Origin of the sequence: Microcoleus sp. K1-B1 (genome assembly GCF_036704705.1) — a bacterium.
Lineage (GTDB): Bacteria > Cyanobacteriota > Cyanobacteriia > Cyanobacteriales > Microcoleaceae > Microcoleus.
The window spans coordinates 31857-56490 of record NZ_JAUBSH010000037.1; the positions used below are offsets into that span (position 1 = coordinate 31857).

Annotated in this window: 14 protein-coding genes; 11 read left to right on the forward strand and 3 right to left on the reverse strand. The window is 46.2% G+C overall.

Annotated elements, in window-relative coordinates:
• Positions 1-71 precede the first annotated feature (71 nt).
• From QUA83_RS15595 to QUA83_RS15615, 5 genes are all read left to right on the forward strand, one after another.
• Positions 72-1187, forward strand: a complete 1116-nt coding sequence (locus tag QUA83_RS15595; RefSeq protein ID WP_333294039.1) for a J domain-containing protein — start codon at positions 72-74, stop codon at positions 1185-1187.
• A 103-nt stretch (positions 1188-1290) separates the two neighbouring features.
• Positions 1291-2229 carry an Rpn family recombination-promoting nuclease/putative transposase gene (locus QUA83_RS15600; RefSeq protein WP_333294041.1) on the forward strand — a complete coding sequence of 313 codons (939 nt, stop codon included), beginning with the start codon at positions 1291-1293 and terminating at the stop codon, positions 2227-2229.
• Positions 2230-2369: 140 nt separating this feature from the next.
• Positions 2370-4805, forward strand: coding sequence for a dynamin-like GTPase family protein (locus QUA83_RS15605; protein ID WP_333294042.1), 2436 nt, complete (start codon positions 2370-2372; stop codon positions 4803-4805).
• Between the two features lie 206 nt (positions 4806-5011).
• A complete protein-coding gene (locus QUA83_RS15610) occupies positions 5012-5440 on the forward strand; it encodes a KGK domain-containing protein (RefSeq protein WP_333056655.1) in 429 nt (142 codons plus the stop codon).
• A gap of 50 nt (positions 5441-5490) precedes the next feature.
• Positions 5491-5736, forward strand: a complete 246-nt coding sequence (locus tag QUA83_RS15615; RefSeq protein WP_190745880.1) for an HNH endonuclease — start codon at positions 5491-5493, stop codon at positions 5734-5736.
• Positions 5737-5821: 85 nt separating this feature from the next.
• Here the strand turns inward: QUA83_RS15615 and QUA83_RS15620 are convergent, their stop codons facing one another.
• A complete protein-coding gene (locus QUA83_RS15620; protein ID WP_333294045.1) occupies positions 5822-9634 on the reverse strand; it encodes a glycoside hydrolase family 2 TIM barrel-domain containing protein in 3813 nt (1270 codons plus the stop codon).
• 228 nt (positions 9635-9862) lie between these two features.
• On the opposite strand from QUA83_RS15620, the gene QUA83_RS15625 reads away from it, so the two are divergent.
• The 5 genes from QUA83_RS15625 (at position 9863) to QUA83_RS15640 (ending at position 22199) form a co-directional block, all read left to right on the forward strand.
• The gene (locus QUA83_RS15625; protein ID WP_333294047.1) at positions 9863-15361 is read left to right on the forward strand and encodes a PAS domain S-box protein; all 5499 of its coding nucleotides are present in this window, start codon (positions 9863-9865) and stop codon (positions 15359-15361) included.
• Between the two features lie 265 nt (positions 15362-15626).
• On the forward strand, positions 15627-15812 hold the full coding sequence (locus QUA83_RS30585; protein ID WP_445300414.1) for a DUF6888 family protein: 186 nt from the start codon (positions 15627-15629) through the stop codon (positions 15810-15812).
• Positions 15799-16284: a DUF6887 family protein gene (locus QUA83_RS15630; protein ID WP_333294049.1), complete on the forward strand. Its 486-nt coding sequence runs from the start codon at positions 15799-15801 to the stop codon at positions 16282-16284. Before QUA83_RS30585 ends, QUA83_RS15630 begins: the two co-directional genes overlap by 14 nt.
• A gap of 75 nt (positions 16285-16359) precedes the next feature.
• Positions 16360-20493 carry an ATP-binding protein gene (locus QUA83_RS15635; RefSeq protein WP_333294051.1) on the forward strand — a complete coding sequence of 1378 codons (4134 nt, stop codon included), beginning with the start codon at positions 16360-16362 and terminating at the stop codon, positions 20491-20493.
• Between the two features lie 383 nt (positions 20494-20876).
• Positions 20877-22199: a response regulator gene (locus QUA83_RS15640; RefSeq protein WP_333294052.1), complete on the forward strand. Its 1323-nt coding sequence runs from the start codon at positions 20877-20879 to the stop codon at positions 22197-22199.
• Between the two features lie 341 nt (positions 22200-22540).
• Here QUA83_RS15640 and QUA83_RS15645 read toward each other — a convergent pair whose 3' ends face one another.
• Together QUA83_RS15645 and QUA83_RS15650 are read right to left on the reverse strand one after the other, a co-directional pair.
• Positions 22541-23080 (reverse strand): GIY-YIG nuclease family protein, encoded by a 540-nt coding sequence (locus tag QUA83_RS15645; protein ID WP_333294054.1) that lies wholly within the window; start codon positions 23078-23080, stop codon positions 22541-22543.
• 59 nt (positions 23081-23139) lie between these two features.
• Positions 23140-23466 (reverse strand): hypothetical protein, encoded by a 327-nt coding sequence (locus tag QUA83_RS15650; protein ID WP_333294056.1) that lies wholly within the window; start codon positions 23464-23466, stop codon positions 23140-23142.
• A gap of 366 nt (positions 23467-23832) precedes the next feature.
• On the opposite strand from QUA83_RS15650, the gene QUA83_RS15655 reads away from it, so the two are divergent.
• Positions 23833-24633, forward strand: coding sequence for a hypothetical protein (locus tag QUA83_RS15655; RefSeq protein WP_333294057.1), 801 nt, complete (start codon positions 23833-23835; stop codon positions 24631-24633).
• Position 24634: the final 1 nt, after the last annotated feature.

A 24634-nucleotide genomic window follows, 5' to 3' on the forward strand; every position in this document is an offset into this window, starting at 1 on the left:
GCAGGATGACTAATGACTAATGACTAATAATTAATAACTAATGACTAATAACTAATGACTAATGACTAATTATGCAGAATTTTCGCAATTACTATCTAATTTTGGGAGTGCCCAAAGATGCCACGGCTGATGAGATAAAAAAAGCCTATCGACGGCTAGCCAGACAGTTGCACCCTGACGTAAATCCAGGGGATCAATCTGCTGAAGATAGGTTTAAGGATATTAATGAAGCTTATGATATTCTTTCCGATATCGAGAAGCGCGCTCAATACGATCAGTTTAGTAAATTCTGGAAACAAAAGGGATTTCAAGGAAAGCAAGGGGTGCGACTTCCCAATTTCAAAACTTGGGGAAACACTAAAACTACCCGGAAAAAACCGACCGAAGATGTCGATTTTAGTGATTACTCGGATTTTAATAAATTTCTCGACCAAGTGCTCGGAAGGCGCCGGGAAGTGAGGATGGCGACAGCGAATGATGCACCGGGAGTAGCCTCCTCTGAACCGTGGAGTACGGCTTCTAAGAAAACGAGTTATGTTGCTAATTCTCGCCCACCTAGAAGGGATTTTGACGATCGCGAAATGCGACGGGAAACAGTTGATCGCGAAATGCGACGAGAAACAGTCGATCGCGAAATGCGACGGGAAATTAGGGAAACAGTCGATCGCGAAACGAGAAGAGACATTGAGGCCAGGCTAACTCTGCCTTTGGAAAGGGCTTATTCGGGTGGTACCGAGCGAATTCGTTTGGAAGATGGGCGAGCGATCGAGGTAACTCTGCCTGCTGCTATGGTATCAGGCCAGCGGATTCGCTTGCGAAATCAAGGTATGGGCGGCGGAGATTTATATTTGAAAATCACAGTTTCTCCCCATCCATTTTTTCGATTGGAAATGTCGGATATTTGCTGCGAATTGCCACTGACTCCCAGCGAAGCGGTGTTGGGTGGAGATATTGAAGTGCCGACACTGGATGGCCTGGTAAAGATGAAATTGCCACCTGGAGTAACGTCTGGAAAGCGATTGCGGCTGGCTAACAAAGGCTATCCGACCGGAAATGGCGATCGGGGCGATCAGCTAGTAGAAATTCAGGTGTTAATCCCCAAGGAAATTAGCGAGGAGGAACGGGAATTGTACGAAAAATTGCTGCAGATAGAAATTTTTAAACCGCGTCAAAATTTGTCGGTTTAATTCTGTAGCGTGCAATGCACACCAAAAGTTTGGTTGCTATAATCTAGTAGGGTGCGCCTCCCGCACCTGAAGACTTAACTATTACAAATTTACCATTACCAATATGTTCACATTCATCAATCCTAAAACTGATTTTGCTTTCAAAAAAATATTCGGTTCTGAAAATAGCAAAGACATTCTCAAGAGTTTTTTGAATGCCTTGCTGTATGACAGTCAGCCCACCATCGAAAGTTTGCAAATCCTCGATCCTCATTCACTACCGCTAATTCGAGGTCTTAAGGATACTTACGTCGATATTAGAGCTCAGTTAAATGACGGCACAAATGTAATTATCGAGATGCAGGTTTTGAACGTAGAGGCTTTTGAAAAGCGGATTTTGTACAATGCAGCCAAAGCTTATTCAACGCAATTAGAAACAGCAGAACAATATGTAATGTTGAATCCAGTGATTGCCTTGACCATCACTGATTTTGAGATGTTTGAGGATTTTAGGAAAGTAATTTCGCGGTTTGTCCTGAAAGAAAGAGAGTTCTTGAGCGATTATCCTATTTTCGATTTTGAATTGGTTTTTGTTGAGTTACCCAAGTTCCAAAAAAGTTTGAACGAGTTAGAAACATTAACCGATAAGTGGATTTATTTTCTCAAAACTGCTAGGGAATTAAACGCAGTACCTGCAACAATGGAAGAGGTGCCAGAGATTAGTCAAGCATTTGCAATAGCGACTAAAGCTAATTTGAGCTATGACGAATTAAGCGAGTTGCAAAAACAGGAAATTTACATCCAAGACCGTCGGGGAGCAATCACTAAAGCCGTCAGCATAGCAACAGAAAAAGGCAGACAAGAAGGAATTAAGGAAGGACAAATAGCACTGATTATTCGTCTATTGGAACGTCGTGTAGGTGCTGTTACTCCCGAAGTTCAAACTCAAATCGGGGAATTGTCGATCGACCAATTGGAAAACTTAGGAGAAGCCTTGTTAAATTTTAACGACATATCAGATTTAACAGCTTGGCTGCAAACACAAGATTTACCCGCAGAATAGCCGTTAGCGGAGCCCTCGAAGAGGCTCGCACTTTCAGCAATCCAGGATTGCATAAGTAAAATTACTGTTGTGATTATTCCTGAACTAGCAGAGAATTAACAATAAGGTAATTTTCCCACAATCAGGAGCAGTCTGCCGCCATGACTCAAATGCCCCCTCAATGCACCAGTCTGCAAGAGCAAGTTGATTCTTTAGTGCAACTGCTGCGTCAGGAATCGTCTTTGCGACAACAAGATATCACGGCGGTACAAGCTTCTCTGAAAAAGGCAATTTCTCCTGAGTTTGAGATTGTGTTTGCCGGCGCTTTCAGTGCGGGAAAATCGATGCTAATTAATGCTTTGCTGGAGCGAGAATTGCTCTACAGTGCTGAAGGACACGCGACAGGTACGGAATGTTATATCGCCTTTGCTGAGCCGGAAAAAGAGCGCGTTGTTCTCACTTTTTTGAGCGAGTTTGAGATTAGCCAGCAAGCTTCTGTGCTTTGCCATCAGCTAGGTTTAGCTACTGAAGTTAATATTAATCAAACAGATGTAGTGTCGCTGTTGTCTCAGGGATGTAACATAATTATTGAAACGGAAGGCGGCGAAAATAAATCCGAGGTAGCCAAAAAAGCTAAGGCTTTAATGCTGCTTTTAGAAGGTTTTGAGGCAAATCGCGATCGCATCCAAACTCTCGAAAACGCTACCTACTCGATGGAACAGTTTAACTTTTCCAATCTCAAGGAAGCTGCTAGTTATGCGCGTCGCGGTAGTAACAGTGCTGTACTCAAGCGAGTTGAATATTACTGTTATCATCCGCTGCTGCAAGATGGCAATATTATTATCGATACGCCGGGAATTGATGCACCGGTGCAGCGGGATGCAGAATTGACTTATGATAAGATTGAAAGCCCCGATACTTCGGCGGTTGTCTGCGTTTTGAAAGCGGCTTCGTCTGGGGAAATGACGACGGAAGAAACCGAGTTGATGGAAAAAACACGGGGAAATCCGGGAATTCGCGATCGACTTTTTTACATTTTTAACCGCATTGATGAAACTTGGTACAACACTCAACTGCGACAGCGCTTAGAAAATCTGATTAATTCCGACTTTCGCGATACTGCGAGAGTTTACAAAACTAGCGGATTGTTGGGATTTTACGGGAGTTTGATTCGAGGGACAACAGGGCGCGATCGCTTTGGTTTAAATACAATCTTTGCCACCAGTCAAGGGCGAGGTTCTGTAGATAATAAATTAGATTCAGAATTCCTCAGTAATAGTGAAGAAACTCCGCAATTTGTTAGTGAATTTAATCGCTATTGTGCGAATTCCGGCAAGCTGTCTCCGAGCAAATTTCGCATTTCCGTTAACAGCTACGAAACACCCAATGAAAATTACGTGCGGATTCTTGCAGAACAAGGACAACCATTAATTACTCAATTAATTCAAGATAGCGGGATCGAAGATTTTCGCACAGCCATCACCCGTTACCTCACCGAAGAAAAACGCCCGCAACTGTTTAAAAATCTCGCTGACGATTTAGAAGACTTGTGCATTCAACTGCGGAAACATTACCAAACAATTCAGCGGAATTTGGACAGCCAGCCCCGCGAAATTGAAGCGATGAAAGCACAGGAACTTTTGCGACTAAATCAAGAGTTGCAGCAAGTCGGACAGGATTTTCGGGAACATATCGCGGAAGAAGTCAATGAAATGATTATGAACAGATGCGATATTTTCGATATAGACTTTCGGCAATTGCAATCTCGGATGATCCGCCGCTTGGATGAATTGTTAGATGGATTTTCTGTTGAGGCGGCTTACGGACGCACTTTACGCAATCATCCCCGCAATGCTACAGCACCTTTAATTGCTGTTTTAGTTGAAGCACTTTATTATTTAGCGAATCAGTTGGAAGATATTTTAGTAGAGGCTACTAAGTCACTGGTTGATAATTATTTCCAGTATTTGAAAGACAGCGTTCGCAAGTCTGAATACTATCGATTACTCTATCGGTTGTTGGGGAATGATGGGGGCATTGAACAGCAGTTAGAGGAGTTATCAAAGCGGGTTTCTGATGCTTTGGTAAATGCGGCTGGGGTGGAGTGCGATCGCTACGTGCGAGAAAGTCCCCGTTTTTACGACGAAGGCACATTTTCGATTTATCAATTCCGGGAAACATTGCAGCAAACTTCTCAAGGTTTCGACTGCGAAAACATGGTGGACGCCCAACCTGCAATTCGGCAATTATTGCGGCTAGATTTTGAGCCAAAAGTATCTAGAACTATTCGGCAAACTTTCCGCCAAACTGTCAACCAAACCCTGAAAGAGCATTTGTTGCCGCTGGCGCAAAAGCAAGCTGATGATATTTTGCAGAAATACAGTCAAGCCCGCGATTATTTGGAGCAAACTTTGGCACAGGAAGCGGAGGAAAAGATTGCTGGAAACCTGCGGCGGCAAGCTGAGAATGAAGAAAAGATCAAAGAGTACGATCGGGCGGTTTCTGGGATTAATAGTTGTTTGCAGGCGATGAAGCTGCACGAGCATTTGTTGCCTGTAATTGGGCAAAATGATAGCGTTGCGGTGGATGGTGAATGATTGCAATTTTGGTGCTCGGAATTACGGCGATTGGAAATCGCGGCTACACAGACAAAACCCGCCTTCGCGGGTTGAAAACATTCTTAGTCGGCGTCCTGCGGACATCGTTTGTATAGCCGCGAATTCTATTCGCCGCGATTCTTGCCAAAAATGAGGCGATACCCGATAATCGTTAATAGAGTCTTTTGAAAAAATAAACCATCAATATGCAAGAACATATTTTTCTAGAAAATTACGGAAATGATGATGTTTTTTCCTTTGAATCTAAGATATTTAAAGTAGGTAGGCTTAGAGCAGAAATGAGCCAGTCATTTTTGCCTCGGCTAGAATCTGCACTTCAGGAGTTATGTAAGACTCCAGGATTACAAATAAATACCAGTAAATATAATCCGCAGAGTAGATATAGCTTCCAACAACAATGGTTTCGTGACGGGATAGACTGTGAAGCCTTAAAAATAGGGGCTAAAGGTTGGCAAAAAGGTAAAGTTAAAATCAGAGTCATTGTAGAATTTTGCCCCGACGAACCAGAAGTCGAAGAAACACCAGAAAACAACGAATCAGAAACTAGCAAACCCGAATCCCCCCTCGATGATTTGCGTCGCCAACTTCTCAATCAAGAAAACTCACCCAGCTAGTCCATCAAACATCCCCGTTCATTCGCGTTCATCTGCGGTTAAAAATCATCATGTCTAAAACCCCCAGAATCCCCATTCCTCCAGAAGTCAGAAAATATGTATTCGATCGCAATAAATACCAATGCCAAAGCTGCGGCCAAACCAAACTAGAAACCCAACTGACGATCGATCATATCATCCCCCTAGCGCGCGGCGGCAGCAACGACATCAGCAACTTGCAAACCCTCTGCGGCACCTGCAACCAAAAGAAAACCGACAAACTAGACCCCCGCTTCAGGCGACACTTTGACCTGTGATATTTAACAGTATAATAAAATCAGCATTATTCATCTCTCTCTTCTCTTCCTCTGCGTCCTCTGTGCCCTCTGTGGTAAAAAAATCCTACCATCGATAATACCGATAAGGATCGTCCCCATTCTCAAAATCCGTTCTGTAATCCCAGTGATAAAACTCGCGACTCGAACCGTTAAACACAGATCCATCCGCCTTAAAACTCGCCCCTAAATTCGCCAAAATCTGAGCATTTGCTCTGGTTTGCCGCCAGCGAGTAAAACGCAAATAAGTCTTAGTATCAGCATTCAAACTGTCCGGTTCAATCTGAGAAAAAATCGCCACACCCTTGCCAACTTTTACCCGACTTAACAAACCGTCAGCGCCGACTTCTCCCCCAGACTTAATCAACCAAGTATCATAAAAAGAGCGCGATCGCAAATCTGAAGCGCTAACCCCCTTCACCTCATCCCAACTCGGAACCGCCAGCGAACCCCCAAAATCCTGCGCTTGCTGCAAACTCACGCCCAAACCCGCAGCAGGCACTTGACGCGGCAAGAAAAACGCCTTCCCGCCAGCATTCAAATAACCGCGCAAAGCTGCATCTTTCAGATTCACTTCTCTCCCCACAATCACCAAACCAACATCATTAGAAAGCGAACTAGCGCGCTGATAAATTACCCCCAAACTGTCCAACTTTTGGGCATCTCCATCTCCCCCTATTAAAACCACTTTATCCGGCTTTCCAAGTACCGGAGAATTCATGCCGTAACTCACAATTTGTTGCACTAACTGCGCCGCCCCAGCATCTACAGAATAATGGTCTTCCAAATCCAACTCGTTTAAAATCAACCGCCCTTTTCCGTAATCCAATTCCATCAGCGGCGAATAAGCTAAATCAAACTCAGATTCCAAAATGGGGCGCCAACCGCTGCGGTGCGGCTTCTCAATTGAAGCGCTACTGACACCGCCACGATTTCCCCAACGCCAGCCGTACCAAGGTTTATTTGCCGGACTCAAATTAGGGCCAGTTTGGATCGTATCTGGATAAGCTTCAAGCAGTGTGCTTTCCCCCACCCAATCCCGCAAATCTTCACTGTCTAAGCCCCTAATTGCCGGATGGTTGCTATCAACTGGATAAGCGCGGCGGCTGACGTGGGCAGCAACTCGGAAACCCGTATTTTTCAGCCATTGCCTGCGCTGAGGAAACACAATTGCTTTGCCGCCGTTTCGCACAAAACTTTCTACACTTCCCGGCGAATTTTCCCCGCTAGAAAATGCTTCTCTACCGATAATTAATAGCGAGGAAACTTGCGAACCATTCCACGGTACAAGCTGATAACCTAGTTGTTTTAACATGGCCGAGGTTTTGCCCGCTGGATCAAAAATTGTCACCGAATCTTTGATGTTAGATTGTTTGGGAAAAACGCGGAAAGCAAATGTATCAGAATGCGATCGCTCGCCCACCCGTGCCGTCAAGCGAATTTCGCCATCAGCCTTGCTAGAAACGGTATTTGGCAATTTTACCTCTATTGGGAAAAACAGCGTTCCTGCCGCCTCAATCATCCCTTTCCCCTCGCCTTTTTTTACTTCTTTCCCTCCCACCAAAACTCGCCACTTAAACGAAAATTCTTGCGGCGCCCGCGTATCGTTAATTAACACTACTTGCTTGGCCACTTTTCCGCCCACAAATAAATTGTGATCTTTCGCAGTAAAAACCGGGCTAGCACCAGCAATCCAAGCCAAAGTCGAGCTATTATTCTTCATAATTGCCTCGCCCCCAGGATGAACAGTGTAAGCTTCGGGCTGCAAATAATTCAAAAGATTATTCGAGACTTGCTTCAAATAAACTCCCCGGCGACCCGGTTGAAATTCCCCAATATCCACCTTTTTTCTGCCTGCTTCGGAAACTTCCCAACCGTGCCCGTCATTCCAAGGAATCATTCCCCCAGACATTCCCCAAGTCCGCCAACTCCGCCAAGTATTTGTACTGAATAACTGCTGCAACTTTTGAAAAGCTGGGGCAAAATCTAACTCTTTTTTTAAATGCCAGTTTTGATACTCCTGACCCTGGACAAACTGCTCGCGAATTTTAGATTTATAAGCGGCTGTTTCCAACTCGTAAGCCTGCTTACCAAAATAAATGACCGCAAACTCAGTCATCCAAGGTTCGCTGAGAATCACCTGACCAAAACCGTTGCGGTTCCGCATCATTGTAGTGAACAGCGGCGTCCCAAACTCGACTACGATGTAGGGCATTTCCCCGGTTTTGCTCCACTCAGAAATCCACTCTTCTCGTTCTTGCAAGGGAATCATATTTAAATAAGAATTCAGCGCATAAACATCGCCGAAGTGGGCGCCTTGGTGTACCATCACAGGTCTGGTGGGGTCAGCGGATTTAATCGCAGCTATAGCGTCATTACCTAGGGGAGTGTTGACCCGCAAACGCGGGTTGTCCCAGGGACTGAGAGTTCCTTCTACTTTTCTTTTGCCGATCCGACGGGGATTTTGGTCGTCAGCGTGGCCGAAAAAATTAGGACTTGTCGCCCACATTAATACTGATGGATGATTGCGGTAGCGGCGCATTTCAGTCACCATTCGGTCTTTCCAGCGGTTGTTCCACAGGGGGTTCTTCCACTTACCGTTCCAAGCGATAGGACTAATGTCTAAAGCGGGAGCCATAATGGGAAAACCTTTGAGGTCTGCTCTTTCGGAAAACAATTCTCGGAAGTGCCACCTACCGCGTTCGTCGTGGTCCCAAGGCCACATTTCTGTTATGTTAAAACCTGCTTTTACGTAGCCATCAATTAGGCTATCAGCAACTTCTAATGTGCCGCCTTGCCAAGTATCGGAGTGCAAGATTGGTCGCAACCGAAATTCTGTTCCGTTTAAGAAAAATTTGCGCCCTTCTATCCAAAATTCGCGGAAGCCAAAAGGTTGGTAGTATTGCGTGTCAATGCCGCGACCTTTTACTTCTAATTGCAGGGTGTAAAGGTTGGGTTGCCCGACATCCCAAAGACGGGGATTTGGCCAATTCCACTGAACTTGGACGGTTTGAATTGGTTTAGCTTGAACCTTGGCATTTGCGGTGAATTTTTGTTGGACTTTGCCTGTTTCGTCGAGCATTTGCGCGATTAATTGAACTTGACCATTTTGGGCAACGTCTTTGAGTTCTACATCTAATTTAACTTGCTTTTTTCGGGTGGAAGTTTGGACGAATACGTCGCTAATTAGCGGGCCTGGGGGAAGGCTCAGAAGCCGTACTTCGCCGATGATTCCCCGCGATTGCAAGTTAGATTTTTCTGTGTAGATTTCTGTGGGGCCCATGATTACGGCTTTTTCCTTTTCATCGGATACTGCCACCACTAAAATAGATATGGTGTTTTGACCTGGTTTGGCTGCTTTGGTAATTTCAATAGTGCCGTAGGGCCAGGGGATTTGACCGCAGTTAATGCCGTTGACAAAGATGACTGCATCGGTGCTGACTCTGGCTAAGTCGAGAAAAATTCGGCGGTTTGTCCAGTCGCCGGGAAGGTCTATATTTCTCTGATACCAAGCTTTTGATAGTTGTTTACTGTTGAAGTTTTCCCAATCTTTGCCGCTGCCGCGAGTGATGATTCCTGGTACGGATTCGTTGTTTTCTTTTTGCCAGTCTCCCGGCACCGAAATGGAACCCCAATTTGGGGAGACGGGGGGGTTTTGGGGGTTGCCAACTGCGGGGACAAATTGCCAAGTTCCGTTGAGATAGATTTGGGAGCGTTTGTTGTCGATCGCCCCGGCGGCCGCGATGGTAAGATTGGGGAAGCCGATCGATATCGCTGAGCTGCTGGCGAAGTTGGGATTTTGAAGCGCGTAACCGACAAATCCAAAGAGGGTGGCGGCTGCGAAAAATAATCCGATAATTTTGGCCAGCTTGTGATTCACTCGCTTATTGCTCCCAGAAATTAGATAATCTAATTTGTCCCTGGATCTATGATAGCAGTTGATTCAGCAGAAATCCCCATGCCAATCTGTCTCTGGGAAGATGGCACAGAGCAGACAAATGTGGTTTTGTATAGAAAAAATAAATACTTAGTTTTAACTAAGTTTTAAAAAGTTGTTTAATCGACATAAGCAATAGTGCGATCGCGCCATCGCTACAGGTCAAAAAAAATGAGTCAGTTTGAGGTCTTGCCCTTACCCATTAAATCTTACAGTATTGCTACATTTAGTGCCGGCACGGCTTTACTGCTAACAACTCTGTTACTGTTTTCCTTCCAAGCAGTTCCTGCAATCTTACTTTTTGCCGCTGCGGTTATCGCTTGGTATGCTGGCTTAAAGTCCGCCGAAAAAAAACTAGAAATAGAACGTAATATTATTGCCAAAGTAATTGACACGACGGCTTGCTTGATTGTAGTTCTCGACAGCCAAGGACGGATTGTCCGCTTTAACCAAGCTTGCGAAAAAACTACAGGCTACTCGACAGCCGAAGTAATCAATAAATATCTTTGGGATTTGTTTTTAATTCCAGAAGAAACAGAGCCAGTTAAAACTGTTTTTACCAAGCTCAAGGTCGAAAACTTTAACAGCGAATATCAAAACTATTGGCGCACTAAAAATGGGGAGAAGCGCTTAATTTCTTGGTCGAATACTGTGACCATAGATGGTGATGGCTTGGTGGAATATGTGATAGGAACTGGTATTGATATTACCGATCGCAAAGAAGCAGAAATAGCCCTGGCATTATCCTACACCAACCTAGAAAGCCGCGTCAAACAGCGGACAGCAGAACTGACATTAGCTAAAGAAGCGCTACAAGCTCAAGAAGAACGATTTCGCTGTTTAAGTTCCTGTTCACCTGTCGGGATTTTTATCGCAGATTTTGAGGGGCGCTACACCTATGCAAACCCGCGCTGTCAGGCTATTTGTGGCTTGAGTTTGACAGAACTTTTAGGAGACGGTTGGGAGAAGTGCATTCACCCGGAAGATCGCGATCGCGTATTGAGCCGATGGCTGGATTATACTCGGCAAGGTGGGGAATATGCGATCGAGTATCGCCTGCAAACACCAGATGGGATTGTGCGCTGGATTAACGTTTGTTCCTCGCCGATGTTCTCCGACTCCGGCGAACTCATCGGATATGTGGGTACGGTGAGAGATGTTACCGAAAGACAACAAGCGCAAGCAGCTTTGGCAAACAGCGAACAGCAACTGAGAACGCTGCTAGAAAATACGCCAGATATAATTATCCGCACGGACAAAGAACTGCGTTTTATTTATGTCAATCAAGCCGTTGAAAGAAGCCAAGGAAAACCAGTTTCATTCTTCCTAGGTAAAACCAGTCAAGAAATAGGAATGCCGCCGGAAGTGTGCCAGATGTGGGATGAAGCCCTGCACAAAGTGTTAGAAACAGGTCAAGAAGAAATTGTCGAATTTCAGGCTTTCTCAATCAACGGCATCCGAAGTTATCAATCCCGCGTAGTTCCCGAATTTGACAAAAACGGCGTACCAGAATCTGCCTTAATTGTCGCCCGCGATATCACAGAAATAAAACTTGCGGAAACTCAAAGATTGCAGTTAACAATCGAGCAAACAGCGAGGGAAAAAGCGGAAATAGAACAGCAGCGCTCGGCATTTTTAGCAGAAGTCAGCAAAATGCTGGCTGCTGCGTTTGACGGGGAAACGGTGCTGCAAAAGGTAGCAGAATTAGCAATAAATTCGATCGCCGACGGGTGCTGCATTCATTTGACCGAAAGCGACTCAAAAGTGCGTCTAGTCGCTGTGGCTCACGCAGAACCCTCTATAGTTGAGACTATTAATAACTTCAGCATCCGCAGTTTGATCGCCGAAAATGCTGTTAACGGCTATCCGCTGGTAATCTGCAGCGGAAAATCCGAACTAATTGCCGAAGTGGATGAGGAGATTTTAGCAGCAGGAGCCGAAAATGCAGCAGAATTGGAAATATTGCGATCGCTCAATATCGGATCTCACGCTTGCGTACCGCTGAGAGCTCGCGGGCGGGTAATGGGTTCCATCACTTGCTTTACCTCAAAGTTTGGCCGCCGCTACAGTGCAGAAGACATGGCAATGCTAGAAGATTTAGCATACCGCGTGGCGATCGCCCTCGACAACGCCAGACTTTACGCAGAAGCGCAGCAAGCACTATCTCAAACATCGCAATCCTTTGCCTTAATTGACTCGCTGTTAGAAGCATCTCCCCTAGCGATTTGCTTTATGGATAGCGAAATGCGCTTCATCCGTATCAATCAAGTATTAGCAGAACTCAACGGTTTGCCGATAGAACAGCATCTCGGCCAAGACTTCCGGCAATTGTTGCCCGAACATGCAGCCAAATTTGCGCCAATAATTCAGCAAGTTTTAGAAATCGGTCAGCCTGTTTTAAACTTAGAAATGAGCGGCGAACCTGATGGGAAACCGGGATATTTCGGTTACTGGCTCGCCAACTACTACCCAGTGAAAAATGAAAGAGAAGAAATAATCGGAGTCGGCTTAATTATCACAGATATTACCGCAGCCAAACAAACAGAATTAGCTTTGCGGGAAAGCGAAATGCGCTTCCGCAGTGTGGTAGAATCTAACATGATCGGCATCGGTTTCTGGGATGGCAACGGCGAAGTTACGGACGCTAACGACGCCTTGCTGGAAATGATCGGATATACGAGGGAAGACTTAGTTTCGGGACAAATCCGGTGGCTCGAACTCACGGCACCGGAATATGTAGAACTCGATCGCATCGCCCTCGCGCAAGTCGAAGCCGAAGGAAGTTGCGCGCCTTTTGAAAAAGAATATCTCCGCAAAGACGGCACGCGCTTCCCAGTTTTAGTCGGTGGCGGAAACTTCAAAGGATGCAAAGACAAAGGATCATTCTTCGTACTAGATATCACCGATCGCAAACAAGCCCAAAACCAACTTCGAGAAAACGAAATACGCATTCGTCGCCAACTAGCAGAACTCGACTTAGTTTACAAAACCACACCAGTCGGGCTGTGCTTTGTCGATACCAATTTGCGCTACATCCGCCTGAACGAATGCCTCGCTGCGATCAACGGTCGATCGATCGCAGAGCACATCGGGCGCACCGTTAGAGAAGTAATTCCCGAAATGGCAGATATGGTAGAGCGAATTTACCGCCAAGTGCTGGGGACACAAACCCCCGTGCTCGACTTGGAAATTAAGGCCGCAACCAAGCAACAGCCGGGAGTTTTGCGGGATTGGCAAATCAGCTTTTACCCCGTGAGTGATGAATCAGGAACACTGCTGGGAGTCAGCACCGTGATTGCCGAAATTACCGATCGCAAACAAGCAAAACGGGTAATGCAGCAAAGCGAAGCCATATTCCGGCGGCTGTTCGAGTCAAATATTTTTGGAGTCGCGATCGGCGATTTTAGCGGCCGCATCGCCTACGCCAACCAATCCCTGCTCAACATGGTCGGCTACACCCGCTCAGAGTTGCTCTCCGGTCAAATACGGTGGGACAAGATGACCCCCCCCGAATACCTGCACCTCGACGCCTTAGCGGCCCAAGAACTGCGGGCTCAGGGAGTCGCCACTCCTTTCAAGAAAGAGTACATCCGCAAAGATGGCAGCCGCGTGCCGATTCTGATAGGCGGAACCACTCTGTGCGCGGACAACCGCGAACCAGAGACGATCGTCGCATTCTACATCGACTTGACCGAGATATCGCGGGTGGAAGCAGAACTCAAACACAATCAAGAACGGCTGCAAATCGCTCAGCAAGCAGGCAAAATCGGAACTTTTGAATGGAACGTCCAAACCGGCGAGCTCGCCTGTACGCCGGAGTTAGAGGCTTTGTACGGGCTGCCGGCCGGCGGTTTAGACACCTATCAAAGTTGGGCCCAAATGGTGCATCCAGACGATCGCACTGTTACCGAACAGCAGGTGCAAGCTGCGGGGGCTTCCGGGGAGGAATTAAACATAGAGTTCCGCATTTGCCGCCCGGACAAAAGCGTGGGCTGGATTGCTTGCAGGGCTAAGGTATTTCCCGACGATCGGGGTTTGCCTTGGCGGATGATCGGGGTGAATGTCGATATCACCGATCGCAAACAAGCAGAAGCAGCGCGATCGCACATCAATCAAACTTTAGAAGCTTTGATTCAGGCTTGTCCCCTAGCAATTACCGTTTTGGACTGCGACGACGGGACTGTGAAAATGTGGAACCCAGCCGCCGAGAGGATTTTTGGCTGGCCTGAATCAGAAGCGGTAGGTCAATTTGTGCCCTGCCTTCCCGCAGACAAGCGGGAGGAATTCACGGCTAATTTGAAAAGAATTCGCCAAGGAAACGCGATCGCGGGCATGGAAACCTACCGCCAAAGGAAAGACGGCAGCTCGATCGACATCAGTTTGTGGGCAACTCCAGTCCGCGACAGCAACGGCAATATCAACTGTATGTCAATCATCGCCGACATCAGCGATCGCAAGCAAGTCGAGGCCCAACGCGCTCAGTTACTTGAGCGCGAACAAGTCGCGCGGGCAGAAGCAGAAGCTATCAGCCGCCGGAAAGACGAGTTTCTAGACTCTCTTTCCCACGAATTGCGAACGCCTTTAAATGTGATTCATGGGTGGACACAGATCCTGCGCGCCCACCCCTACAACCAAGATAAATTAGCTTCGGGTTTGGAAGCCATTGAGCGTCAGTCGAAGGTGCAGATGCAGCTAGTAGAAGATTTGCTCGATGTTTCCCGGATTATTCAAGGCAAGCTGGCCCTGAAACCCGGCTGGTTCTACATGGTAAAGACGATCGAGGCCGCTCATAATTCAGTTCGTTTGGCAGCCGAGGCCAAGTCTGTCAACGTTTCGTTAGAACTTGACCCCGCAGTCAGCTTGATGTGGGGCGACGCCCAGAGGTTGCAGCAGGTAGTGTGGAATTTGCTGACTAACGCCGTCAAATTTACGCCTTCGGGGGGAAATGTGCAAGTGCGCTTGTCTGCGGTGGCTGTTAGCGATTCCTCATCACCCAATTACGTGCAAATTACTGTCAGCGATACCGGAAAGGGCATTCCTGCTGAGTTTCTGCCCTACGTGTTCGATCGCTTCCGACAAGCAGACGCCTCGAAAACTAGGGCTGACAGCGGTTTGGGACTGGGATTGGCGATCGTCGAGCACTTGGTGCAACTCCACGGGGGCACTGTGACTGCGGAAAGTCCCGGTAAAGACAAGGGTGCGACATTTACGGTGACACTGCCACTCCAACAGCCTCGGAGTAAGAAGGGGCAGTTGAGAGGAGAAACGAAATCTCATCCCAAGCCTCCGGGTATGTTGGCTGGTTTAAAGGTGTTGGTAGTTGACGACGAACCCGACAACCGCGAGTTTTTGATGGTTGCCCTGGAACAGTGGGGGGCGACTGCGACTGCGGTGGCAACGGCGGCAGAGGCGATCGACATTTTGCACCAGTCGCCGCCGGATATTTTAGTCAGCGATATCGCTATGCCCGTTGAGGACGGCTACTCGCTGATCCGCAAAGTGCGATCGTCCGAATCCGACAAAATCAAGCGCTTGCCGGCCGTGGCGCTGACAGCTTATGCTAGCGAACAAGACCGCGATCGGGCGATCGCCACTGGTTACAACGAACACTTAACAAAGCCGATCGAACCCGATCTCTTCGCCACTGTTTTAGCCAAGTTAACTCAGTAGGGCGATTCGCGAGATACTGCCAATTCTGACCAAAAGTAATTTGATCCGGGGCCCCCGGATTTATCAGGAGTCAATTCTTCAATCTAAAATCTAAAATCTAAAATCGATGAGATACTGCCAACTCTGACCAAAAGTAATTTGATCCGGGGTTCCCGGATTTATCAGGGGTCAATTCTTCAATCTAAAATCTAAAATCTAAAATCTAAAATCGATTGACTGCTGTATACTAAACAACAAAGAGTGGGAGAGTGAAGGAGCAAAGATTATTCCTACAGCAGCGCAGTTACTCAAATGCTTTGTAGTTTGCTACGAGTTAACAAATATGTATCAGCCTATCTACATAGTCCGCCTCGATGAACGCACAAATAATGTATACATTTTGGCTGGTGAAACTATCGAAATAGAGATTTATCCTAACGGGCAATGGAGATACTCTGATGAACAGACCTAATTTTCAAACTATGAGCAAAAAGGAATTGCGAGCTTACGTACTTGCTCACCGAGAAGATAATGAGGCTTTCTATGCTTTTGTCGATAGGCTGCATGAATCTGTAGCCGTAACAGAGGCAGCAGTTGTTAAATGGTTGCACTTCCAGCACCCGAATCAAACTATTAATAAACTTCCCGAAAGCTACTCTAGCTTAACTTTGACAGATTCAGAGGGAAATCAAACAGAAGTGAAAATTCAAAATATGGGCAGTTCTCTGCCAACCAATAAGCCATTGATAGAGCTTTTAATTAACGACACGATCGCCGAGAGACAGAAAGAAATTAGAAAAGTTATCACAGTTTTTGTAAGTAAAAATGAATCAAATGCCAAACAGCTAGAAACAGAACTGACAGAAGCAAATTTTGACAGCAGGGCCCAATCGTCGCTGGTAGTTGGCTATATTGAACCCGGAGGAACATTTCAGAGCCTGTAGGGCGCGCCAATTGCCGGGGGTAAATGCAGACTATAGCAGTTAAAATTCGATTATCAGCGCAATTGGTTCATACCCATGCCCATTTATCCCTTCAACCGCCTAACCGCCAATTTTTTTAGCAAGCTGCCGCTGCGAACGGTTCTGATTGTTCCGTTTGTTTTGCAAACGGTAAGTGTAGTTGGGCTAGTGGGCTATCTTTCTTTCAAAAGTAGTCAGGAATCAGTCGAGGATGTAGCACATCAGTTAATCGAACAAGTAGGAGAACGGATTAGCGATCGCCTCACGGATAATAATGGGCCCTCGGAAATCAATACCTTTCTGCCTAGGCTGCAATTCTCGGCGTCAGGACAAACTTTTATTATGGATCGATCGGGCAATCTGATTGCCACATCCACACTAGAAACACCCTTGGTGACGCCAACAACAAAAAAACAACCGACGCCATTGCTAGCCACCAACAGCAAGGATGCCCGCACGCGAGATATTGCTCGACAACTCGCCAACCGATTTGGCAACTTCCGCACGTTGCAAACAACCCAAAAATTGACTCTGGCGAGCAAGGGCGATAGGCAATTTGTCCGTGTCACTCCCTATCGAGATTTCCGTGGTTTGGATTGGTTGATTGTGGTGGTGGTGCCAGAGTCTGATTTCATGGCTCGCATTCAAGCAAATACGCGCAATACATTGTGGTTATTGGCCGGTACACTGCCGCTGGCGATCGCGATCGGATTTTTGACTTCCCGTTGGGTAACAAAGCCAATTATGCGTTTGAATACCGCAGCCAAAAATGTTGCCACAGGAAAATGGGATCGACCTTTAGAAAATCAACGCTGGGATGAAGTCGGAGAACTCGCCAATTCCTTCAATCTTATGGCAGCGCAACTGCAACAGGCTTTTGCAGACCAAAAATCTGTAAATGAAGCTTTAGCGCAAAGAGAGAGCCAACTCAAGCAATTTCTCGAAGCCATACCTGCGGGAGTATCTATCCACGATGCCTCCGGTAAGGTCGTTTACTTCAACGAAACTGCCAAGCATTGGCTCGGCGTAGAAACTATCCCCGATGCGACTTTAGAAGAAGCCGTAGAAGTTTATCAAATGTACCGCCAAAACCAGCCGTATCCTATTGAAGAACTGCCTGCATTCCGAGCACTGCGCGGCGAAACGGTATTCCTGGAAGATATAGAACTTTATCGAGATGGGAAATTTATTCCTTTTGAGGTGCGCGCCACACCAATTTTTGACGAAGGCGGAAACATTATTTATGCCATCAATGTTTTTTATAACATCGCACAGCGCAAACAATCTGAAAAAATATTAACTGACTACAATCACACTTTAGCAGCCGAAGTTGCCGAACGTAGCGGCGCCTTAGCTCGTGCTAACGAACTATTACAATATGAAATTGCCGATCGCCAATTGCTCGAAGAAAAACTTTACACTTCTACTGAGCAATTTGTGAAAATATTTGAGTCGATTACAGATATTGTATTGATTTTTGATGTCCAAGAAGAGACTATCCAAATTATACCCACGAAGGGAATTTTTCAATACAACTATCATACGAATCAGATCGACTCCATCATCGGACAATTTTTTCATGAAGCCAGCGAGGAGATTTATTTCGCTCAAGTTCTGCAGGCTTTGGAAACCCAACAAACTATTAGTTTTGATTACAGTCTCCAGATTAATAACCAAGAAGTTTGGTTTGCTGCTAAAATTTCGCCGCTGTCGGATAGCTCTGCGGTTTGGGTAGCGCGCGACATTAGCGATCGCCAGTTGGCGGAAGCCCGACTGCTGGAAGCCCAAAAAATTGCCCGTATTGGCAGTTGGGAATACGATATTGCCACAGCAACAACCACTTGGAGTGAAGAACTCTATCGCATTTATGAGCTCGATCCGACTCAAAAACCGCTGCCCAGCGAACAATTAATCGAGCGTTTTCATCCAGAAGATCGATCGCGCTATCTGGCAATGGTGCGCGATCAAGCGATGAAGGGACAAAGCTTTGAAATCGATCTGCGGCTGATCCGAAGAGATGGCTCGCTCAGTTACATTGAAGTCCGAGGGAAACCTGTTTATGATGAAAAAGGGCAGTTGATCCGTTTGTTCGGCACTGTCTTGGATATTAGCGATCGCAAACAAGCCGAGTCAGCTTTGCGAGAAAGCGCCCAGGGAGAACAAGCCATCGCCCGATCGATCGATCGCATCCGTCAGTCCTTAGATATTGACACAATATTCAAAACCACAACCTCTGAACTGCGACAAACCCTAAAATGCGATCGTGTCGGTATCTATCGCTTTAATCCTGATTGGAGTGGGGAATTTGTTGCCGAGTCAATGGCTCCGGGCTGGATATCTCTGATGCAACAACCCGACGATTTTAATGTGCCAAACACTCTCGTCGAACACTCTCGCTGTACCGTGAAAACTATGCAAGCCTCTGGTGAACCAGTGCTGGATACCTATCTACAAAGAAATCAAGGTGGTATGTATGCTAGAGGCGTTCCTTACCGCATAATTGAAGACATATACAGCGCTGGGTTGAGTCCTTGTTACCTAGAACTTTTAAAACAATTTCAAGCTAGAGCCTACGTTATTTTCCCCATATTTTGCGGCAGTCAACTTTGGGGTTTGCTCGCCAGCTATCAAAATTCTGCACCCCGCACTTGGCGCGAAGCAGAAATCAATATTGGGCTGCAAATTAGCACTCAACTAGGAGTCGCCTTACAACAAGCTCAATTGCTCGAAGCCACTCAAAAGCAAGCAGTACAGCTTCAACAAGCCGCCTGGGCCGCAGAAGCTGCCAACCTTGCCAAAAGCACTTTCCTGGCAAATATGAGCCACGAACTCCGCACCCCGCTAAACGCAATTCTGGGATTCTCCCAATTAATGCAGCGCTCTACCAACCTCACTCGCGAACAACAGGAAAATATCCGCATTATCAACCGCAGCGGAGAACACTTGCTAGCTCTGATCAATCAAATATTAGATTTAGCAAAAATAGAGGCGGGACGCATTACAATCAACCCAACTGATTTTAAATTAAGCAGCCTGCTGAACGATCTGGAAGAGATGTTTCAACTCCAGGCAAGGGAGCAACAATTGCAGTTAATCTTTGACTGCTCTAGCGAAACTCCCGAATACGTGCAAACAGATCAAATGAAGTTGCGCCAAGTTTTAATTAATCTGCTTTCTAACGCCATTAAATTTACGAAACACGGAGTAATTAGGTTAAGAGTAAGTGCATTTATAGACCGTGAAAATCAGCAAGTGCCAATCAGTAATTACCAATTACATTTTGAAATAGAAGACACCGGTTCCGGCATAGCTGCTGATGAGTTAGATAAGCTTTTTCAAGCCTTTGTGCAAACTAAAACAGGAACCAAATCTCAGCAAGGAACAGGCTTGGGGCTGGCTATCAGCCAACAGTTTGTTAAGCTGATGGGCGGCGTGATTACTGTACGCAGTGAAGTAGGACGCGGCACCACCTTCGCGTTTGATCTCCCCGTCAGCGCCGTTGATGCCCCGGCGACTCAACCCGTACAGCCACCGCGTCGGGTGATAGCCCTGGAACGCAACCAGCCACGCTATCGTATTTTGATTGTGGACGATCGATCGGACAACCGCCAACTGCTGATTAAACTTCTCGCTGGCTTTAACTTGGAACTCGAAGAAGCCAGCAATGGCATGGAAGCTATTGAAATGTGGTCGAGTTTTGAGCCACACTTAATTTTTATGGATATGTGGATGCCCGTGATGGATGGACATGAAGCAACCAAACGCATTAAAGCCACCGTTAAAGGTCAAGCTACGGCAATTATTGCCGTGAGTGCCGGTAACGCCGAGGAAGCGCAAACCGTTACTGTATCAGATGAATGCGATGACTTTATCCACAAACCCTTTCGAGATACAGAAATTTTTGCCACCCTGCACAAACATCTGGGAGTGCGTTACATTTACGATGAACCGGAGAGTGTTCCCGATTCAACTCAAATCGAGGCTCCGACTCCAGAGACTCTTGCAGCTTTACCCGCAGATTGGCTGGCAGCTTTAGAGAAAGCCACAATTGAGTGCGATTTAGAGTTAATTCTGATCCAAATTGAGCAAATTCGCGATCGTAATGACGCTTTAGCTAGTGCTCTAGCCGCATTGGCTAACGACTTTCAGTTCAATCAAATACTAGCGCTCATCCATCCCGAAACGAAATAGGAATGATATTACAGTAGATAGCAGGTTTATGAAGTACACCCCAGATATATTTTATATATCTATCCCCCCGTAGGGACACCGCACCGTGCCCATTGGTGTCCATTTAAAGTAAAACCCATAGTCCCACAGGGATTGAAACTCCTGCCTCAAAGCGAAAGTCTTCGCTATGAGGACTTAGAAGAAGAATTTTTAAACTCATTAGTCCTCTTTGAGAGGACTTTCGCTATAAGCCCCGTGGAATTCATTCCCTGGCGGACTGCCGGGTAGGCGGAAGGACTGGCGGACAAAAAGCTTAAGTTAACACCTATGGGCACGGTGCGGTGTCCCTACTTCATAAACCTGGGATACTACAAACCTATAAATTTTATTTTACCGAACTAGATATGAATTACGAACCAACTCCCGTCATAAAAGGGAATATTTTAATTGTTGATGATATTCCGGCTAATTTGCAACTTTTAGCTCAAATACTCTCGCAGCAAGGCTACAAAACACGCACCGCACCTGACGGCAAACTAGCGCTGCGGTCGATCGAGTTAACTCCTCCTGACTTGATTTTGCTCGACATCATGATGCCCGGTATGGACGGCTACAAAGTCTGCCAAGCATTGAAAGCTTCTCCCACAACCAAGGACATTCCGGTTATTTTTATCAGTGCTTTGAATGAAGTATTAGATAAAGTCAAAGCCTTTGAAGTTGGTGGTATAGATTATATCACAAAACCGTTTCACGAACAAGAAGTTCTCGCCCGCGTCTCAAATCAACTCGTGCAGCGCCAGTTGTTCCAGCAAACACAATCCTACGCCCAGCAACTCGAACAAACCGTAACTGAACTAAAGAAAACTCAAGCTCAGTTAATACAGAAGGAAAAAATGGCTTCTTTAGGTCAGCTAGCGGCAGGAATTGCTCACGAAATCAACAATCCCGTCAGCTTTATCTACGGTAATATTGCTCTAGCGGCGGAGTATGCGCGAGATTTGCTTCGCCTCGTTGAATTGTACCGACGTTACTACCCCCACCCCGTGGCAGAAATTATGGGCAAATTGGATGAAATTCAACCCGAATTCATCGCAGAGGATTATCCAAAACTGCTGAATTCGATGACAGAGGGTGCTTCTCGGATTAGCGAAATTGTGATGTCTTTGCGGAACTTCTCCCGCCTTGGCGAACAAAAGTACAAGCCAGTGGATATTCATGAAGGCATTGACAATACTTTAGTTATTTTGCAACATCGGCTAAAAGGAACACACAAAGCTGGTGAGATAGAGGTCATTAAAAACTACAGCCAACTGCCAAAAGTCACCTGTTACGCCAGTGAGTTAAATCAGGTGTTCATGAACCTGCTAAGTAATGCTATTGATGCCCTGGAAAATCAATCGTATCCCCGAAAAATTACCATCAGCACTTCAGTAGGTTTTGAGTCAGAAGCTGCGCTGCACAATCAAGATTCAATATTAGCCGCTCAGAACTATAAATCCGTTGTTATTCACATTGCCGATAACGGTTGTGGGATGACTGAGGAAGTGCGCCACCAGATATTTGACCCATTTTTTACTACCAAGCCTGTAGGCCGCGGTACTGGGTTAGGGTTGGCAATCAGTCACGATATTGTTGTGGAAAAACATCGAGGTCAAATCAGTTGTATTTCTGCTCCGGGCCGAGGAACCGAGTTAATTTTGCAGATTCCGATATCTGTTAAATTTTAATAAATTTCAACATTTTAAAATTTAACCGACCCAGAGAATATATGAGATAGATTGTACACGAGCATCTGTTTAAGGTAAAACCGATATTCCGTCAGTCCGTCAGGGGTTGAAACCTCTGCCTCAAAGTGAAAGTCCTCTAAAAGAGGACTGAATAATTTATTAAGCTGTTGGGCCTTTAAATTGTCTGTCAAAAAAAATCCAAGTCTTGTGGGGATTAGGTGTTGGGCGTCCCGCCCGCCCAAAAATACAATCTAGATTCGTAACAGCTTAGTCCTCTTTTAGAGGACTTTCGCTATTAGACAGGGAATTCATTCCCTGGCGGACTGCCGGGTGAGCGGTATTTACTTTAAATCCAGCAATCCGCTAGTTTTTAGCTTGGGATTAAACCGGATTTCTTCTGTTACGCCGCGAGCTTTCAGCAGCGCAAAAATTTCATTTTCCACCCGCCGCGCGACATTTTTCAACAATTTATCTTTGGCAATTTCATCGGCGAAGATACCTTCATAATTTGCCGTTTCTTCGGCAGTCATCACAGTTTTGGTGTCGATGGGATCGTTCCACTTGCCAGCATCGGCACCGTTACCTTGGGGTTGGGAACCGTTTTCGGCAATCCAACTTGATCGGATGCTTTCTAGAATAGTGCGGCTGGGCTTGTCAATAGTTTGGACTTTCAGCCAGTAGCAATATTGGGTTTGGCGTACCAAATGCTGTTTTAGGCTGAGGTAAATGTCGCGAGAATAGCCGACAAATTGCAGGACTTTCTCGCTGTCAAAAATCGCGTAAACGCCGATTTTTCCCTGGACAAAATCGGGCAATTTCCCCTCGGAGTCAATGTAGGGAATGAATTCTAAGCTGGCGAGAGATTGAATGTCTTCTGTCATCCGATTTTAGCTTTTAGATTTTAGATTTTAGATTAAACCACAGATTAACCAGCCTTTACTTAACTCTTGAAAACTCGATAAATTGCACAGAGGCGGCTGGGTTTAAATATTTTGGCTTGGAACATGAAATTAGGCGGCACGTTGACGATCGCAAAATCGCTCGATTGATGATACTTTTCAAATTCCGCAGGCATTCCCTTCGGCGTCTCGCTGCTGTAAGGGACTGGCTGAAACAGTAACTCGGCAAACTCAATGCGCGAGCATTGCAATTGTAGCGCTACTTGTTGGAGAAAGCTTTCACCGGTTAATAAACCGAACAGTGCAGTTTTAGCATCGGGTTCGAGGACAAAACTGCTATCGTAGCTTTCAATAATCTTAAGACCCATTTTCTGTATACTCCTGACAGACTGCGGTTAACGGTTATCGGTTAAGTGTTTTGAGCGATCGACTTAATCCTGAATTTTACCTGAGATTGACCGTTTTGAAGGCAGAAGGTCAATCGATTTTAGATTTTAGATTTTAGATTTTAGATTAAAGAATTGAAGCATTGACCCCACGGATAAATTCGGGGGCTCCTTTATCGGATACAGGTTTTTTATTTCTGGACGGATGAATCCGGGGACTTGTATCCTGGATGCTTTCGGTCAATAAAAATACCACAATCAGGAAATTTTGACAAAGAGGCCTGATTTATTTGCCGATCGCTTTTATCATGTCGGTATCGCCATCTATCCGACTACGACGAAAAGGCTATGCAGAAGATTGAAAAAGCATCATTCCCAGCTTCCAGAAGTGCCCCGAACCAGCCGGACTGGCTAGAATGGGTAGAATACGCCTCTGTTGCTGGTTCAGCTATTGGCACGATTGCTGCAGGATTGTCGGGCCAAATTGTCTACGCTGCCGCCCCCTTAACCGCAGCACTATCGATAAATCTCGCCAATCGCCAGCGTTTCGAGCAACAAATGCAACAAAAGGCAAATTCTGCGATTACGGACGTACAGGCCGCAGTAGAACGTCGCTCGCAGCAAGTTCAGATACTACCTGGAGAACCTGCGGAACTCTACACCGCTGTCTCCGATTTGCAGCAAAAACTCCTGGGCTTGGAATCCGGCGTCATCGCCGAGGTACAAGCTGCCGTAGCCTCCCTCGAACGCCAAGCCCAAGCGCTGCCTGCAGATTCTCAGGATTTCCACACGCAACTGTCCGAGTTGCAGCAAAAACTCCGCATTTTGGAAAATAGTGCCCTGAGAGAGCATGATTGGGAAAATGTCAACGTCCGATTTTTATTGATGGGCGAACAGCTAACTGAAGTTAAAACTATTACGGCTCAGTTACAGGAGCGATCGAACGAAGTAGACTTGGATACAATCCAAGGTTCTCTCCAACAATTGCAGGACTTGCTCGATCGACCCACAATAGACACAGGGATGTTGCAAACCGAGATTCAGCATTTGCAGCAGCAAGTTTCCGAATTGCAGCGACAAAATCAAGAAATTGTCAAGCCTTATTTGCAGCGTCTGACTCGCGCCGTGAAGAAACTATCAGCAAATTAGT

Coding starts and splice junctions, on each gene's coding strand:
- QUA83_RS15595 (WP_333294039.1), top strand. CDS start 72: ATGCAGAATTTTCGCAATTACTATCTAATTTTGGGAGTGCCCAAAGAT.
- QUA83_RS15600 (WP_333294041.1), top strand. CDS start 1,291: ATGTTCACATTCATCAATCCTAAAACTGATTTTGCTTTCAAAAAAATA.
- QUA83_RS15605 (WP_333294042.1), top strand. CDS start 2,370: ATGACTCAAATGCCCCCTCAATGCACCAGTCTGCAAGAGCAAGTTGAT.
- QUA83_RS15610 (WP_333056655.1), top strand. CDS start 5,012: ATGCAAGAACATATTTTTCTAGAAAATTACGGAAATGATGATGTTTTT.
- QUA83_RS15615 (WP_190745880.1), top strand. CDS start 5,491: ATGTCTAAAACCCCCAGAATCCCCATTCCTCCAGAAGTCAGAAAATAT.
- QUA83_RS15625 (WP_333294047.1), top strand. CDS start 9,863: ATGAGTCAGTTTGAGGTCTTGCCCTTACCCATTAAATCTTACAGTATT.
- QUA83_RS15630 (WP_333294049.1), top strand. CDS start 15,799: ATGAACAGACCTAATTTTCAAACTATGAGCAAAAAGGAATTGCGAGCT.
- QUA83_RS15635 (WP_333294051.1), top strand. CDS start 16,360: ATGCCCATTTATCCCTTCAACCGCCTAACCGCCAATTTTTTTAGCAAG.
- QUA83_RS15640 (WP_333294052.1), top strand. CDS start 20,877: ATGAATTACGAACCAACTCCCGTCATAAAAGGGAATATTTTAATTGTT.
- QUA83_RS15645 (WP_333294054.1), bottom strand. CDS start 23,080: ATGACAGAAGACATTCAATCTCTCGCCAGCTTAGAATTCATTCCCTAC.
- QUA83_RS15650 (WP_333294056.1), bottom strand. CDS start 23,466: ATGGGTCTTAAGATTATTGAAAGCTACGATAGCAGTTTTGTCCTCGAA.
- QUA83_RS15655 (WP_333294057.1), top strand. CDS start 23,833: ATGCAGAAGATTGAAAAAGCATCATTCCCAGCTTCCAGAAGTGCCCCG.